The 14,937-nt window shown below is 52.3% G+C and carries 13 protein-coding genes and 1 pseudogene; 11 read left to right on the plus strand and 3 right to left on the minus strand.

What is annotated here, in order from left to right; genetic code table 11:
* Window positions 1-219 precede the first annotated feature (219 nt).
* The 6 genes and pseudogenes from HMPREF3119_RS11690 (at window position 220) to HMPREF3119_RS11720 (ending at window position 7,231) form a co-directional block, all read left to right on the plus strand.
* Window positions 220-1,770, plus strand: coding sequence for an anthranilate synthase component 1 (locus HMPREF3119_RS11690; RefSeq protein WP_070579808.1), 1,551 nt, complete (start codon window positions 220-222; stop codon window positions 1,768-1,770).
* Window positions 1,770-3,392: pseudogene (gene trpD, locus HMPREF3119_RS19845) on the plus strand (bifunctional anthranilate synthase glutamate amidotransferase component TrpG/anthranilate phosphoribosyltransferase TrpD). Before HMPREF3119_RS11690 ends, trpD begins: the two are co-directional and overlap by 1 nt.
* A 3-nt stretch (window positions 3,393-3,395) precedes the next feature.
* Window positions 3,396-4,763, plus strand: a complete 1,368-nt coding sequence (gene trpCF, locus HMPREF3119_RS11705) for a bifunctional indole-3-glycerol-phosphate synthase TrpC/phosphoribosylanthranilate isomerase TrpF (protein ID WP_070579813.1) — start codon at window positions 3,396-3,398, stop codon at window positions 4,761-4,763.
* Between the two features lie 32 nt (window positions 4,764-4,795).
* The gene (gene trpB, locus HMPREF3119_RS11710) at window positions 4,796-5,986 is read left to right on the plus strand and encodes a tryptophan synthase subunit beta (protein WP_070579816.1); all 1,191 of its coding nucleotides are present in this window, start codon (window positions 4,796-4,798) and stop codon (window positions 5,984-5,986) included.
* Window positions 5,986-6,792, plus strand: a complete 807-nt coding sequence (gene trpA, locus HMPREF3119_RS11715) for a tryptophan synthase subunit alpha (protein ID WP_004238155.1) — start codon at window positions 5,986-5,988, stop codon at window positions 6,790-6,792. Before trpB ends, trpA begins: the two co-directional genes overlap by 1 nt.
* A 124-nt stretch (window positions 6,793-6,916) precedes the next feature.
* Complete coding sequence (locus tag HMPREF3119_RS11720) at window positions 6,917-7,231, plus strand: BON domain-containing protein (protein ID WP_004239204.1); 315 nt, start codon at window positions 6,917-6,919, stop codon at window positions 7,229-7,231.
* 80 nt (window positions 7,232-7,311) lie between these two features.
* Here the strand turns inward: HMPREF3119_RS11720 and ompW are convergent, their stop codons facing one another.
* The gene (gene ompW, locus HMPREF3119_RS11725; protein WP_004238157.1) at window positions 7,312-7,947 is read right to left on the minus strand and encodes an outer membrane protein OmpW; all 636 of its coding nucleotides are present in this window, start codon (window positions 7,945-7,947) and stop codon (window positions 7,312-7,314) included.
* A 425-nt stretch (window positions 7,948-8,372) separates the two neighbouring features.
* Here ompW and HMPREF3119_RS11730 point away from each other — a divergent pair, with 425 nt between their 5' ends.
* Window positions 8,373-9,149 carry a YciC family protein gene (locus tag HMPREF3119_RS11730; RefSeq protein WP_004238158.1) on the plus strand — a complete coding sequence of 259 codons (777 nt, stop codon included), beginning with the start codon at window positions 8,373-8,375 and terminating at the stop codon, window positions 9,147-9,149.
* An 87-nt stretch (window positions 9,150-9,236) separates the two neighbouring features.
* The gene (locus tag HMPREF3119_RS11735) at window positions 9,237-9,806 is read left to right on the plus strand and encodes a YcxB family protein (RefSeq protein WP_032098130.1); all 570 of its coding nucleotides are present in this window, start codon (window positions 9,237-9,239) and stop codon (window positions 9,804-9,806) included.
* A gap of 25 nt (window positions 9,807-9,831) precedes the next feature.
* Here HMPREF3119_RS11735 and HMPREF3119_RS11740 read toward each other — a convergent pair whose 3' ends face one another.
* The gene (locus HMPREF3119_RS11740; RefSeq protein ID WP_015422734.1) at window positions 9,832-10,245 is read right to left on the minus strand and encodes a YgiW/YdeI family stress tolerance OB fold protein; all 414 of its coding nucleotides are present in this window, start codon (window positions 10,243-10,245) and stop codon (window positions 9,832-9,834) included.
* A 181-nt stretch (window positions 10,246-10,426) separates the two neighbouring features.
* Here HMPREF3119_RS11740 and qseB point away from each other — a divergent pair, with 181 nt between their 5' ends.
* Both qseB and qseC read left to right on the plus strand, forming a co-directional pair.
* On the plus strand, window positions 10,427-11,098 hold the full coding sequence (gene qseB, locus HMPREF3119_RS11745; RefSeq protein ID WP_004239200.1) for a quorum sensing response regulator transcription factor QseB: 672 nt from the start codon (window positions 10,427-10,429) through the stop codon (window positions 11,096-11,098).
* On the plus strand, window positions 11,085-12,431 hold the full coding sequence (qseC, locus tag HMPREF3119_RS11750) for a quorum sensing histidine kinase QseC (RefSeq protein WP_070579996.1): 1,347 nt from the start codon (window positions 11,085-11,087) through the stop codon (window positions 12,429-12,431). The genes qseB and qseC overlap by 14 nt, the downstream gene beginning before the upstream one ends.
* Here qseC and HMPREF3119_RS11755 read toward each other — a convergent pair.
* Window positions 12,421-14,178 (minus strand): SulP family inorganic anion transporter, encoded by a 1,758-nt coding sequence (locus HMPREF3119_RS11755; protein WP_015422735.1) that lies wholly within the window; start codon window positions 14,176-14,178, stop codon window positions 12,421-12,423. The two genes, qseC and HMPREF3119_RS11755, sit on opposite strands and share 11 nt — an antisense overlap.
* A gap of 217 nt (window positions 14,179-14,395) precedes the next feature.
* Here HMPREF3119_RS11755 and HMPREF3119_RS11760 point away from each other — a divergent pair, with 217 nt between their 5' ends.
* A complete protein-coding gene (locus HMPREF3119_RS11760; RefSeq protein WP_004239196.1) occupies window positions 14,396-14,935 on the plus strand; it encodes a septation protein A in 540 nt (179 codons plus the stop codon).
* The last annotated feature ends 2 nt before the right edge of the window (window positions 14,936-14,937 follow it).

Here is a 14,937-nt window from a genome sequence, read left to right on the forward strand (position 1 = left end):
TAGTTAACTAGTACATAGAACGAGTTATCTGTAATCACTGTTTATACTGAGGACATCCCATGAACATGCACAAACTGAACAATCGTTGGTGGCGCAATCTTTCCCGTCGGGCGGAATGGTTGTGCGTGCATGTCAGTTAACCGGCTGTACCAGAGCACAGAACCCGCCCCCGTGGCGGGTTTTTTTATGGCAAAAAATTCACATAGCAAGGTAATTATCATGGACAGCACGATTTTCACACAACACATCCGGACAGCTTATCCGGCTTATCAGCCCGACCCGGCGGCGGTATTCACCGCGCTTTGCGCACAGCGTCCTGCAACGCTGTTATTAGAATCCGCCGAAATCGAGTCCAGAGCAAATTTAAAAAGCATGCTGGTGCTGCACAGCGCACTGCGTATCCGCTGCACCGGACACACCGTCACCGCAGAAGCACTGACCGCCAACGGCGCTGCATTGCTGCCGGTATTGCAGGCAAGTCTGTCCGCCGGGACTATCAGCGGTAACACACTGACACTGCATTTCACTGCGCCGGCCGCCCATGCGGATGAAGATACCCGCCTGCGCGCCGCCTCGGTCTTTGATGTGCTCCGCACCCTGATGAACCTGCCGTCACAGGCAGATGACCGTCACGCGCTGTTCTGCGGCGGACTGTTCAGCTACGACCTGGTCGCGGCCTTTGAGGCACTGCCGCCGGTTGAGCGCACTAACAGCTGCCCGGATTACTGTTTTTATCTGGCGGAAACACTGCTCACCATCGACCACCAGCAGCAGACCAGTGAACTGGTTACTCTGACATTTACAGCGGATGCCGCAGAACAAACCCGCCTGACAGCACAGCATCAGCAGGTATTAACGACTCTGGCACAGCCGGTAACCGGTTCTGCGTCTGTCACACCGGTAGACATCAGCGTGACAACGTCACATTCGGATGCCGATTTCTGCACTATCGTGAATCAGTTAAAACAATCCATTGTTCAGGGTGATATCTTCCAGGTCGTGCCGTCACGCCGCTTTCAGTTACCGTGCCCATCCCCGATGGCCGCTTACCGCGAACTGAAAACCCGCAACCCGAGTCCTTACCTGTTCTTTATGCAGGATGCGGATTTCACTCTGTTCGGCGCATCACCGGAAAGCGCACTGAAATATGACCCGGCAACCCGTCAGATTGAAATCTACCCGATTGCGGGCACCCGTCCGCGCGGTCTGTCAGCAGACGGTTCGGTGGATGCGGATAAAGACAGCCGTCTGGAGCTTGATCTGCGTACGGATCAGAAAGAGCTGGCCGAACACTTCATGCTGGTCGATCTTGCCCGTAATGACCTCGCCCGTATCTGCCGTCCCGGCAGCCGTAGTGTGGCGGAACTGACCAAAGTGGATCGTTATGCGTTTGTGATGCACCTGGTGTCCCGCGTCACCGGTGAATTACGCGACGACCTCGATATTTTCCATGCTTATCAGGCGTGCATGAACATGGGCACCCTGACCGGCGCACCGAAAGTCCGTGCAATGGAACTGATTGCACAGGCCGAAAAAGTCCGTCGCGGCAGCTACGGCGGCGCGGTCGGCTATTTTCGCGGCGATACCACCTTCGATACCTGCATTGTGATCCGCTCTGCCTATGTCGAAAACGGCATTGCCACTGTGCAGGCCGGCGGCGGTGTGGTACTGGATTCCGACCCGCAGGCGGAAGCTGACGAAAACCGCAACAAAGCCCGCGCGGTGATCCGCGCCATCACCCGCGCCCATCATGCAGAGGAGACATTCTGATGGCTGATATTTTACTGCTCGATAATGTCGATTCCTTTACCTATAACCTGGCCGACCAGTTCCGTGCTCAGGGCCATCAGGTGGTGATTTACCGCAACCGGGTTCCGGCAGAGGTCATTCTGTCCGCTCTGGAAACCATGAAAAACCCGGTGCTGGTGCTCTCTCCGGGGCCGGGAAAACCGGCAGATGCCGGATGTCAGCCGGAAGTGCTGAGCCGTGTCAGAGGACGTTACCCGGTGATTGGTATTTGCCTCGGCCATCAGGCAATTGTTGAAGCCTACGGCGGCAAAGTCAGTCACGCCGGTGCTGTGCTCCACGGTAAAGCCAGCCAGTTGCACCACGATGAGCAATCTATGTTTTCCGGTCTGCCGAACCCGATGAAAGTGGCACGCTATCACTCACTGGCAGCAGAAATCATCCCGGAAGCCCTGACCGTGTGTGCCACCAGCGACAACATTGTGATGGCCGTCCGCCATGAACAGGACAAAGTCTGCGGCTTACAGTTTCACCCCGAATCCGTCCTGACACCGGACGGCGCAGCCCTGCTGGCTAATACCCTGGCGTGGGCACAGGCATAACTCAACCTGAATAACAGATAAAAAAACAGATTAAGGAACAGAGAGATGCAAACATTATTTGAAAAACTTTACCGGGGTGAAACACTGACCCTGGCGGAAAGCCGGGAGTTATTTTCCGCGATTATCCGGGGAGAACTAAGTGAAACCCAGCTGGCGGCAGCGCTGATCAGCATGAAAATGCGCGGCGAGCAGCCGGATGAAATTGCCGGTGCCGCCCAGGCCTGTCTGAACAATGCCCGCGCCTTCCCGCGCCCGGACTATCGTTTCAGTGATATTGTCGGCACCGGCGGCGATGCTTCCGACAGCATCAATATCTCCACGGCCAGCGCCTTTGTGGCAGCGGCCTGCGGGATAAAAGTCGCCAAACACGGCAGCCGCAGTGTTTCGAGCAAAACCGGCTCTTCTGATTTACTGAACGCCTTCGGGATTGCGCTGGACACCCCGGCAGATGTATCCCGCAGCGCACTGGATGATGTCGGCGTCTGTTTCCTGTTCGCCCCGCACTATCACGACGGCTTCCGTTTTGCCGCACCGGTGCGTCAGCAACTGAAAACCCGTACCTTATTTAATGTCCTCGGGCCGCTGATCAACCCGGCCCGTCCGCCGGTTGCCCTGATCGGCGTATACAGCCCGGCGCTGATCCGCCCTGTTGCTGAGACGCTGAAAGTGCTCGGCTATCAGCGTGCCGCTGTGGTGCACAGCGGCGGAATGGATGAGGTTTCCCTCCATGCGCCGACACAGGTTGCCGAACTGCATAACGGGGAGATCCGCGAATACCGCCTGACCACAGACGATTTCGGCCTGCCCGGTTATGACATGCAGGAACTGCGCGGCGGTACCCCGGAAGAAAACCGTCAGTTGCTGACCCGGTTATTACAGGGAGAAGGCACCGCAGCACAAAGTCACGCCGTGGCAGCCAATGTCGCCCTGCTGATGAAACTCAATGATAACGAAGACTTACAGGATAATGCGCAGCACGCGCTGGCAATGATCCGCAGTGGTAACGCCTTTGAGCGCGTCACCGCCCTGGCCGCAAGAGGATAAACCATGAAAGGCACCGTATTAGAACAGATTGTGAATGATAAACGTATCTCCCTGGTTGCGCGGAAGAAGCAGGAGCCGCTGCTGAGTTTTGCGGATAATCTGCCGCTGAGTGACCGCGATTTTTATCAGGCACTGCGCAGCGCGGAAACCGCATTTATTCTGGAGTGCAAAAAAGCCTCTCCGTCGAAAGGGCTTATCCGTCAGGATTTTAATCTCAGTGAAATCGCCGCGGCCTATGCGCCGTATGCCACAGCAGTTTCCGTACTGACCGACGAGAAATATTTTCAGGGACAACATGACTATCTGCGGCAGGTGCGCGCGCTGATCACTCAGCCGGTGTTGTGCAAAGATTTCATTATTGATGCTTATCAGGTGTATCTCGCCCGCCACTATGGAGCAGACGCGATTCTGCTGATGCTCTCCGTCCTGAATGATGCGGATTATCACTCACTGGCGACCCTGGCTCATTCCCTCAATATGGGTGTGCTGACGGAAGTCAGTACGGAAGAAGAACTGCATCGCGCTATTGCCCTTGATGCACAGGTTATCGGTATCAATAACCGCGATCTGCGCGACCTCTCCATTGACCGCCGCCGGACAGCGGATTTTGCACCGCATATTCCGGCTGACCGCATTATTATCAGTGAATCCGGCATTACCACCCATCAGCACATCCGCGAATTGCGTCCCCATGCTGACGGATTCCTGATCGGCAGTGCCATTATGGCGCAGCCTGATCTGGACACAGCTATCCGCCGCCTGATTTACGGCGAACACAAAGTCTGCGGACTGACCCGTGCGGACGATGCCCGCGCCGCTTATGACGCCGGTGCCACCTTCGGCGGCCTGATTTTTGTCAGCAAATCGCCGCGTTATGTGGATGAAGCACAGGCAACGGAGGTGATGTGCGGTGCGCCGCTGGCGTACGTCGGCGTGTTCCGTAACCATGACCCCGCAGATATCGCTGCCATTGCCCGCCGTCTGAAACTGCATGCGGTTCAGTTACACGGTGATGAAAACGAGCACGATATCGCGCTGCTGCGTCTGCACCTTCCGGCAAAATGTGAGATCTGGAAAGCGCTGGATATGTCGCACGGTACGGATATCACCGTGCCTGACGGCGTAGTGCGGCTGGTGCTGGATAACGGCAAAGGCGGCACCGGGCAGACTTTCGACTGGCAGACTCTGCCCCCTTCACTGCCGGTGCCCTTTACCCTGGCGGGCGGGCTGAATGCGGAAAACTGTGTCTCCGCCGCCGCCTCCGGTGCTGCCGGGCTGGATTTTAACTCCGGCGCCGAATCCGCCCCCGGTATTAAAGATGCAGAAAAACTTCGTCAGATATTTAATCAATTACATCAGCAAGTTGCCTGACTACGACTGAAAAGAAAAAGGATCAGAAAACAATGAGTAAATTAAATCCCTATTTTGGTGAATTCGGCGGGCAGTTTGTGCCGCAGATTTTAATCCCGGCACTCGATCAGCTCGAAGATGCCTTTATTGCCGCTCAGGAAGACCCGGAATTTCAGCGTGAATTTACCGATCTGCTGCAAAACTATGCCGGACGCCCGACAGCCCTGACACTGTGCAAAAACCTGACTGCGGGCAGCAAAACCAAACTGTATCTGAAACGCGAAGATTTACTGCACGGCGGTGCGCATAAAACCAACCAGGTGCTCGGCCAGGCACTGCTGGCAAAACGGATGGGAAAAACGGAAATTATTGCCGAAACCGGAGCCGGTCAGCACGGCGTGGCGGCAGCACTGGCCAGTGCGCTGCTCGGCCTGAAATGCCGGGTATATATGGGGGCAAAAGACGTGGAACGTCAGTCTCCGAATGTGTTCCGCATGCGGCTGATGGGCGCGGAAGTCATTCCGGTGCACAGCGGCTCCGCCACGCTGAAAGATGCCTGTAATGAGGCGCTGCGCGACTGGAGCGGCAATTATGACCGCGCCCACTATTTATTAGGCACCGCGGCAGGTCCGCATCCGTACCCGACCATTGTCCGCGAGTTCCAGCGTATGATCGGTGATGAGGCCCGCGCCCAGATCCTCGCCCGTGAAGGTCGTCTTCCGGATGCGGTGATCGCCTGTATCGGCGGCGGTTCAAACGCTATCGGCGCATTTGCCGGGTTTATTCCCGATGAATCCGTCGCCCTGATCGGCGTCGAACCGGCCGGACACGGTATTGAAACCGGTGAACACGGTGCGCCGCTCAAACATGGCCGCATCGGTATCTATTTCGGCATGAAATCACCGATGATGCAGACAGAAGACGGTCAGATCGAGGAATCTTACTCCATCTCCGCCGGTCTGGATTTCCCGTCTGTCGGGCCGCAGCACGCGTATCTGAATGCTATCGGCCGGGCGGATTATGTTTCCGCCACCGATGACAAGGCACTTGACGCCTTTAAAACCCTGAGCCGTCAGGAAGGGATTATCCCGGCACTGGAATCCTCCCATGCCCTGGCACACGCACTGAAAATGATCCGTGAAAATCCGGAGAAAGAACAAATTATTATCGTCAATATTTCCGGTCGCGGAGACAAAGATATTTTCACTGTTTATGACATTTTTAAAGCAAGAGGTGATTTCTGATGAGCCGGTATGAACAACTTTTTCAGCGTTTGCAGTCCCGTAATCAGGGTGCGTTTATCCCGTTTGTCACTCTGGGTGATCCGTCCGCTGAGGTTTCCCTGCAAATTATTGATGCACTGGTGGACGGTGGTGCCGACGCCCTGGAAATCGGTATTCCGTTTTCTGACCCGCTGGCAGACGGTCCGGTGATTCAGGATGCCAACCTTCGTGCCTTTGCGGCCGGTATGACCCCGGCACGCTGCTTTGAGCTGATTGCACAAATCCGTGCAAAATATCCGGAACTGCCGGTGGGATTGCTGATGTATGCCAACCTGGTTTTCCATAACGGTATCAGTCAGTTTTATGAAACAGCGGCAAAAGCCGGGGTGGATTCGGTGCTGATCGCCGATGTGCCGCTGCATGAGTCTCAGCCGTTCCGGGATGCCGCGCTGGCCAATAATATCGCACCGGTCTTTATCTGCCCGCCGGATGCGGATGATAAATTACTGGAAACACTGGCCGCCGCCGGAAAAGGCTATACCTACCTGCTCTCCCGCGCCGGGGTGACAGGAACAGAAAAGCGGGCTGAAAAGTCCCTGGCTGATCTGACGGCAAAACTGACCGCGCTGAATGCCGCACCGCCGGTTCAGGGATTCGGGATTTCTGAACCGGAACAGGTACAGGAATCACTGCGGAATGGTGCTGCAGGGGCGATTTCCGGCTCTGCTGTGGTAAAAATCATCGCCGCAAATCTGGATAATATACCGGTGATGTGTCAGAAACTGCGGGAATTTACGCAGAAAATGAAAAACGCAACGCAATTATAATTTTTCATTCCGCCCGCTGTTAACAGCGGGTTATTTTTTGTTGAGAAACATCCGGTTTTCATCAATACTGAAAAGGTCAGGCACACATTATTCTGCGATCCGTGCCGGTAATAAGGAGAACATAATGAAGTATATGAAACTGGTCACCTCATTTTTTGTTGTCATGTTTATGGCTTTCACCCTGTCCGCCTGTGCCCCGACTGCCACCAGTGAAGGTACCGGGGGGTATTTTGATGATTCCGTCATTACCACTAAAGTGAAAACAGCGTTACTGGGTGAGAAAGGCATTAAATCCACTCAAATCAGCGTGGAAACATTTAAAGGTAAAGTTCAGCTGAGCGGATTTGTCTCTTCAGAAAAAGAAGCGAACCTGGCGGTAAATACCGCGCGTAAAGTTCCGGGTGTGAAGGTTGTTATTAACTCAATGAAGTTGCGGTGACTCTGAATATCAGATTACCGGATAAAAAAACGGCGCAATAAGAATTGCGCCGTTTTTTATGGTACTGATAACGAGGATTATCAGAATTTGTAACCGACACCAAACATGAATACCCATGGATCCAGGTTAGTTTTGTAAGACTGGCTGGCACCACCGGCTTTGAAATCAACATCAGTTTTGATGTTCATCCACCAGAGGGAGGCGTTCAGCATCCAGTTCTGGTCTAATTCATAATCCAGACCTGCCTGTGCTGCCACACCCCATGAGCTGCTCATGCTCAGATCGCTTAAGCCTGCGCCTTTACCGGTATCGTTAAATCCTTCATCAAAGAAGAAGGTATAGTTAACACCCACACCTAAATACGGACGCAGTTTATCTTCCGGAGTACGGAAATAGTACTGTGCCATTAAGGTTGGCGGTAAATGTTTGGCAGAGGCAATTTCACCCGCAGCCGGAACAGAGATTTTATGCTCAAACGGCGTCGCTGCCAGTAATTCCACACCGATATTATCGGTGATCATATAACTGAAAGTTAAACCTAACTGAGTATTATTGTTCGCTTCAAAAGAACCGAAACCCAGAACATTATCAGAGCTGACGTTCGGACGTACAGTCGCAGTACCACCACGAACGATAAAATCACCGGCCTGGTGTGCCATTGAAACTGACGGTAAAACAGTTGCCAGTGCTAAACACACTGCAGAAAGCTTTTTCATTATCTATCCCATCCTAAAAAAAAGAAAAAAAACACAATAAGTACAGTTTGAAATATACAACCTTAAATCCAATTATGATCTAAGACAGATCACAACATTTAAATAAAAAACGCATTTTTCACAAAGATCTAAATTATTATTCCACGGCGACATTTTCATTTATTGATTTATATCAAAAACAACCTTCGTCATTTTTAGCGCAATCATTTTTTGTGTGTTTTATATCAATTTGCAAAATAAGATGCTTACTATACCGTCGAATATTTTGCTTTATTATTGTTAATGTTTTGTGACTTTTGGGCTGCCTGTTTCCGGATATTCCGTCTGATCACTGTATTTCTGCCGGACGAACAGGTTACAATCCCCGCCATACTGTTTTACAATTGCATCAACGTTTTTATTTCATGCCTTACAGGAGTTGTTCCATGTCCATGCCGGTGCCGGTTCTTGCCCGCGACAGTCTTAATTTTTTCCGTAATCAGCTGTTGTCTGTCCTGATCATTTCGCTGCTCACCGCCGCTGTGACCGTCGGGCTCAATGTGCTCCTGACTTATAACTCCAACGGTCTGGCGCTTATCCGCGCCCTGGAAACCACTTACGCCACTGAAGGCTCCGGCGGCTTTCAGCGGGCGGTCGCCGCACTGACATCCGATGACCAGTGGCAAATGCTGAAAACCGGCCTCGGAACTATCTTCAGTTCCCTGCTGGGCAATGCCGTCTTTGTAACGTCCATGATTTTCCTGATCTTCAGTGCCTCACAGGGACAGCCGGTATCCGCGTTGCAGGCCATCACCGGCTCTGCAGGACGCATTCCGCGCATGCTGGTGCTGCTGTTAATCTGCTCGCTGGTGATTGCCCTCGGGCTTGTTGCCATGTATCTGCCGGGATTAATTCTGGCTATGTTACTGGCGCTGGCACCGATCATTATGTTCACCGAAAAGAACAGCGTATTTACCGCCATTAAAATCAGCGGAAATATTGCCCTGAAAAATATCAGAACACTTCTGCCTGCTATTTTAATATGGTTTGCCCTGAAACAGGCATCCGTAGTGTTTCTTAGTAAACTTCCGATAGAAAATGAGCATATTTTGATGACCGTTATTCTGTTTATTAATAATGTCATCAGCGGACTGGTAATTATTTATCTGTTCCGGTTCTATCAGTTATTTACACAATCGCAATCTGCCAGCGACTATCAGTAAGGCCTGATAATGCGCACAGATAATGATATTGTCTTTTTTGTGCGCAATATGATGTGCAGACTGTTCAGGAAATAAAGGAATACGATTATGATCACTCTGCCCGTCACGCTTACTGTTCAGGATCTGGCTGACTATCAGACGTTCAGTTTCCGGCATTTTTATCAGGAGCCGGTCGGGTGGAGACGAATTCCTTATATTCTTATCTGGCTGATATTATGCGGAATGTTATTACTTATTTTCAGTACATTTTCGCCGCTGCCGGGCAAATTTGATATTTATTCTGTTTTTTACGGGCTGAGCTGCGGGTTTTTAGCACTACTGGTGTTTATTTACAGCCGTTTTGTCAAAAGCAGACGGGTTATGAAGCAGCTTTCTGTTCAGTCCGGACATTACCTCCTGCGCCCGGCAACGTTTGAACTGAATAATGACGGGATAAACCAGGTTTCTGCCCTTTACCATTCTTTTTTTGCCTGGGAATCGGTCATTGATTATGCCGAAAGCGCCACCGGGTTTTATCTTTACCACGGTAAATATGACGGTATTATTATTCCGCTGCGGGATATTCAGTCAGAGGCACAGAAGAAAGATATTTTGCACCTGCTGTCACAGAAAATAAGAAATGTGCAGATAAAAAATCAGGCCAATAAGATGGCCTGATTATCCGGTGTATCTGCGGTGGTGATTACTGTACTTTGCGTACCGCTTTTACATCCAGTTCGGTTTTATTCCACTCTTTGTCGATTTCCCCTTCGACCTCAATTTCATCCTGCGGCGTGACTTTCAGTCCGTCCCAGCGTTTCGGGGAAATTTCAGCACGGATAGTCCCGGTGCTGTCTTTAAATTCATAATGTTTGTTATCCAGCTGGCGGACAATCGTACCGCGCAGCACAACCGGTGCATCATCAGATAATTTCAGTGCATCCGCAACGGTCATTTTACGGGCATCAGGGCCGCTGAAACCGCCGTTTTGTGCCGCTGTGGTGGTTGTCACGGCTGTTGCACCGGGACCTTCAAAACCGCCGTTGGCTGCAAAAACGGAACCGGCTGATCCTGCCAGTAAAGTGGCAAGTAATGCGAGTGCAGGTAATTTTTTCATCATTTATCTCCTTTATGAGGAAGCGTCTTTGCTTCATGGACACTATTAAACCATTAAGTTCTTAACAGGATCTTAAGGGGATATCATTTTTGATTATATTTTTAATTTCAGAAAAAACAGGTGGTTATCCTGAGATATCTGAGTTAAAACTAGTATAGCGCTATTTATACGGATAAGAATTATGCGGATATTATTAATTGAAGATGACCGGTTGATTGGCGACGGGCTGAAAATCGGCCTGAGCAGGCTCGGCTTTACCCCTGACTGGTTTACCGATGGGCAAACCGGCCGGGAGGCGCTCTATGCCGCTCCTTATGATGCCGTGATCCTCGATCTCTCCCTGCCCGGCATGGACGGACTGGATATCCTGAAACAGTGGCGGTCAGAGGGGCGCGACGAACCGGTACTGATCCTGACCGCCCGTGATGCCCTTGAGCAGCGCGTCAGCGGCTTGCAACAGGGCGCAGATGATTATCTGTGCAAACCGTTTGCCCTGGCAGAAGTCGCGGCACGGTTACAGGCACTGATCCGCCGCCGCTACGGTCAGCTCTCTGAAAAACTGGTGCTCGGCGACGTGGAGATGGATCCGGTGGCGATGACCGTCACCCGCAACGGCGTACCGGTATCACTGAAAGGTAAAGAGCTGGCGCTGCTGGCACTGTTTCTGCGCAATCCGCAGAAAGTGCTGTCCCGCGCGATGATTGAAGAAAAATTGTATAACTGGGATGAAGATGTCTCCAGTAATGCCGTTGAGGTGCATATTCACCATCTGCGCCGCAAACTGGGGCGCGGATTTATCAAAACTATTCACGGTGTCGGTTATGTCGCGGGAAAAAATGATGAAGACGTATAGTCTGCGCCTGCGGCTGGGCGGATTATTGATGCTGCTCACCCTGCTGACCTGGGGTGTCGCCAGTGTGTTCGCCTGGATGCAGACCACAAAATCCATCAATGAATTATTCGATACACAACAAATGGCCTTTGCCAAACGTCTGTCAGTTTTGCCGTCCGGGCTCGAGTTCCCGCCGTCTGCGATACAGAAAACCAAAAAAATGCTCTCCGCCAACCGGGGAAAACAGGATGACGATGCATTCGCTTTTGCTATTTTCAGTCCGTCGGGCGAGCGGGTGCTGGATGACGGCGAAAACGGCCGGAAAATTCCGTTCTCAGACAAGAAAAACGGGTTCCGGGACGGCTCACTGACGGATGATAACGACCGCTGGCGCTTTGTGCAGCTGCCTTCCGCCGATGGCCGCTACATCATCGTGGTCGGCCAGGAGTGGGAATACCGCGAGGATATGGGGCTGACCATTATCACCGCTCAGGCGATCCCGTGGCTGGTGGCACTGCCGCTGATGCTGCTTCTGTTCCTGTGGCTGCTGACCCGCGCACTGACTCCGCTGCGCCTGCTGGCACGGCAGTTACAGCGCCGTAACCCGGCTGAGCTGACGCCGCTGGCCCCGCCGGTGCTGCCGAAAGAAGTCAGCCCGATGCTGGACGCCCTGAACGGATTATTTCTGCGTATCCGCGATCTGCGCGAGCGGGAAAGCCGCTTTACCTCTGATGCCGCTCATGAACTGCGCAGCCCGCTGGCCGCACTGAAAGTACAGACTGAAGTGATGCAGATTGCCGGGGATGACCCCGCCACTCGTGAACACGTGACCGCGAATCTGATCACCGGGATTGACCGCGCCACCCGCCTGGTGGATCAGTTACTGACCCTCTCACGGCTGGAATCACAGTCTCACCCGCAGGAATGTACAGAGCTGCGCTGGTCAGCCATTATTAATGATGCCATTGCACAAACAGCTCCGGATGCGGCTGCACATCAGGTCAGCGTGATATCTGAGCTCGCCGCGCCTGAACTGACGATCCGCGGCGAACAGCTGCTGCTTACCGTCATGCTGCGCAATTTGCTGCATAATGCTATCCGCTACGGAAAAACCGGCGGCACCGTTCAGCTGACGCTGACACCGCAGCAGTTAGTGATTGAGGATGATGGCCCGGGCGTCAGTGATGCGATACTGGCCCGGCTGGGAGAACGTTTTTACCGGCCGCCGGGACAGGAAAAAACCGGCAGCGGTCTGGGATTGTCTATCGTGAAACGAATTGCGGAACTGCATCATATGACCATACAGTTCCGCCGCAGCCCGCAGGGCGGGTTTATCGCTGAAATCAGGTGGTGAGCGGTTTTTCCGCTCCCTCTGCCGCCTGTTCCATCGCCTCTTCTATCGCTTTGACACGGCTTTGCTGTTTGCTCTGAATCAGCCGGATAGCGAAATAGAGATCAGGCACAATAATCAAATCATCATCATTGCGTTTGATTTTATTTTCCGACACCCAGCGTGTCAGTTCGGTGCGCCGTCCCGCCAGGATCAGGGTAACGCCTTTGATTTTCAGCTCAGTCACCAGCTCATTCAGTGTGCTGAACACACTCATGTCATTATTGATAAAGCTGACGGTCGCATCCACCGCCACCCATCCGGGACGTTTCGGTGCGGTATTCACCACCTGTAACACCCGCTTTTTAAAGTACGCAACGTTGAAATAGGTCAGCGGCGAGTTAAAACGGTACATCAATAATCCGTCAACCTGACTAATATCCACGTTACTGTTGTTGATGGAATGGATCATCCCCTGCTCATCCACCCCCAGTAACTGGTCTGTCGGGCGGAAAACCGTGCGCAGGAACTGTACCAGTCCCAGCAGAACCGCAAACCCGATACCGTTGATCAGCCCCACCACCAGCACCGCCACCAGAGTAAACAGCGCCAGCGTGAAAGCCGATTTATTCCGTTTACGGAAAGAGAAAATCTGACGAATGCTGAACATCGACCAGGAGGAGTAAATCAGCACCACCCCGAGTGTCGCCAGCGGAATGTGTCCGAGGAAACCGGTCAGGAAAAACAGCACCAGTGCGATCAATCCGGCGGCGATCAGCGATACCATCTGTGTTTTACCACCGGTGGCATCGTTGACAGCTGTACGGCTGGTCGCGGCACTGACCGCGAACCCCTGGGATAACCCGGAAGCAATGTTGATATACCCCTGTGCCCGCAGTTCCTGATCCACATCGATGGCATAGCCGTTTTTCTCGGCAAAACTGCGCACCGTCATCATAAAGCTGACAATGCTGATCACCGCAAGGTTCAGTGACGGGATCACCAGTTCACGCAGCAGACCCGGGTCAAATGCCGGCATTTTGATATGCGGCAGCCCGTTACCGAGATTACCGACCACAGCAATCCCCATTGAGGCAAAATCCAGCTGCGCACTGACCAGTGTGGCAATCGTCATCACAATCAGCGGCCCCGGCCAGCTGCGGCGGACAGCCCGTAATAAAAACAGCGCCGCCAGGCTGGCAGCGGAGAGGATCAGCGTCGGCATATGCATAAGATGCAGATGCTCCGGCAGCGCCACCAGGCACTCAATCAGCTGGGACGGCAGTTCATCCAGCCCGAGCACATTACCTATCTGGCCGACAATAATCGTCACCGCCACGCCGTTGAGCAGCCCCTGTAAAATCGGCTGTGATAAAAAATCTGCGAATGCGGCGAGTTTGAAATGTCCGGCGATCAGACACCAGACACCCGTCATCAGCGTCATGATAATCGCCAGCTGCCACAGCGTATCCGGGTCACCTTTAGCCAGCGGAATAATCGCCGCCGCAATCACCGCACAGGTTGCCGCATCCGGCCCGACAATCAGCTGACGGGAGGAGCCGAACAGCGCATAAGTCACCATCGGCAGGATACAGGCATAGAGACCGACAATCGCATTAATGCCCATCAGTCCTGTGTAAGCGATAGCCACCGGCAACGCCACGGCAGCAACAGAAAGCCCTGCGCGGATATCAAAGCGCAGGTTTTTGCGTTCATAGTGCAGAAAAACAGAAAGTCCCGGCATCCAGCGCAATAGTCGGTTCGACTGCATTATCGCCCCTTATAAAAATATCGTATTAAGATGTACAATTTAATTTTACTGCTAATAGTTAAACTGATTTATAACCGAACGCGGATAAAGAAGATAGTCAGACCGCGTCTTATGGTAAAATATTGCAAAATCAATTGTAATATATTTTTTTTCTTTAAAAATAAGTGACTGGATGCCACGTGCTTAAAATAAATTTAAATTTCGGACAGACTCAATTATGAAGCAACTACTCGACTTTATCCCCCTGGTTATCTTTTTTGCCATATATAAAACCGTTGATATCTATTACGCCTCCGGTGCCTTAATTGCCGCGTCTGCGGTGGCGCTGGCTGTCCGCTGGTTCATGTATAAACATCTGGAGAAATCTGCCGTTATCACCTTTGTGATTGTGGCCATCTTCGGCACCCTGACCATCGTTTTCCATGATCCGCAGTTTATCAAATGGAAAGTGACCATTATTTATGCGCTGTTTGCTCTCGTGTTACTGGGCGGCCAGTTTATCTTCGGTAAGCCGCTGATTCAGAAAATGCTGGGCAAAGAACTGACCCTGCCGCCACAGGTCTGGCAGCGTCTGAATCTCGCCTGGGCGCTCTTCTTTATCGTCTGCGCGGCCGTGAACGTGTATGTCGCGTTCTGGTTATCCATGGATACCTGGATGAACTTCAAAGTGTTTGGTCTGACCGCTGTAACACTGGTATTTACCGTTGCCAGTGTGGTATATATTTACCGTCATCTGCCACGGGAAGAAGAAAAATAATA

This window comes from Morganella sp. HMSC11D09 (genome assembly GCF_001807955.1).
Lineage (GTDB): Bacteria > Pseudomonadota > Gammaproteobacteria > Enterobacterales > Enterobacteriaceae > Morganella > Morganella morganii.

Coding starts and splice junctions, on each gene's coding strand:
- HMPREF3119_RS11690 (WP_070579808.1), top strand. CDS start 220: ATGGACAGCACGATTTTCACACAACACATCCGGACAGCTTATCCGGCT.
- qseC (WP_070579996.1), top strand. CDS start 11,085: ATGAAGACGTATAGTCTGCGCCTGCGGCTGGGCGGATTATTGATGCTG.
- ompW (WP_004238157.1), bottom strand. CDS start 7,947: ATGAAAAAGCTTTCTGCAGTGTGTTTAGCACTGGCAACTGTTTTACCG.
- trpB (WP_070579816.1), top strand. CDS start 4,796: ATGAGTAAATTAAATCCCTATTTTGGTGAATTCGGCGGGCAGTTTGTG.
- HMPREF3119_RS11760 (WP_004239196.1), top strand. CDS start 14,396: ATGAAGCAACTACTCGACTTTATCCCCCTGGTTATCTTTTTTGCCATA.
- trpCF (WP_070579813.1), top strand. CDS start 3,396: ATGAAAGGCACCGTATTAGAACAGATTGTGAATGATAAACGTATCTCC.
- HMPREF3119_RS11755 (WP_015422735.1), bottom strand. CDS start 14,178: ATGCAGTCGAACCGACTATTGCGCTGGATGCCGGGACTTTCTGTTTTT.
- qseB (WP_004239200.1), top strand. CDS start 10,427: ATGCGGATATTATTAATTGAAGATGACCGGTTGATTGGCGACGGGCTG.
- HMPREF3119_RS11720 (WP_004239204.1), top strand. CDS start 6,917: ATGAAGTATATGAAACTGGTCACCTCATTTTTTGTTGTCATGTTTATG.
- HMPREF3119_RS11735 (WP_032098130.1), top strand. CDS start 9,237: ATGATCACTCTGCCCGTCACGCTTACTGTTCAGGATCTGGCTGACTAT.
- HMPREF3119_RS11740 (WP_015422734.1), bottom strand. CDS start 10,245: ATGAAAAAATTACCTGCACTCGCATTACTTGCCACTTTACTGGCAGGA.
- HMPREF3119_RS11730 (WP_004238158.1), top strand. CDS start 8,373: ATGTCCATGCCGGTGCCGGTTCTTGCCCGCGACAGTCTTAATTTTTTC.
- trpA (WP_004238155.1), top strand. CDS start 5,986: ATGAGCCGGTATGAACAACTTTTTCAGCGTTTGCAGTCCCGTAATCAG.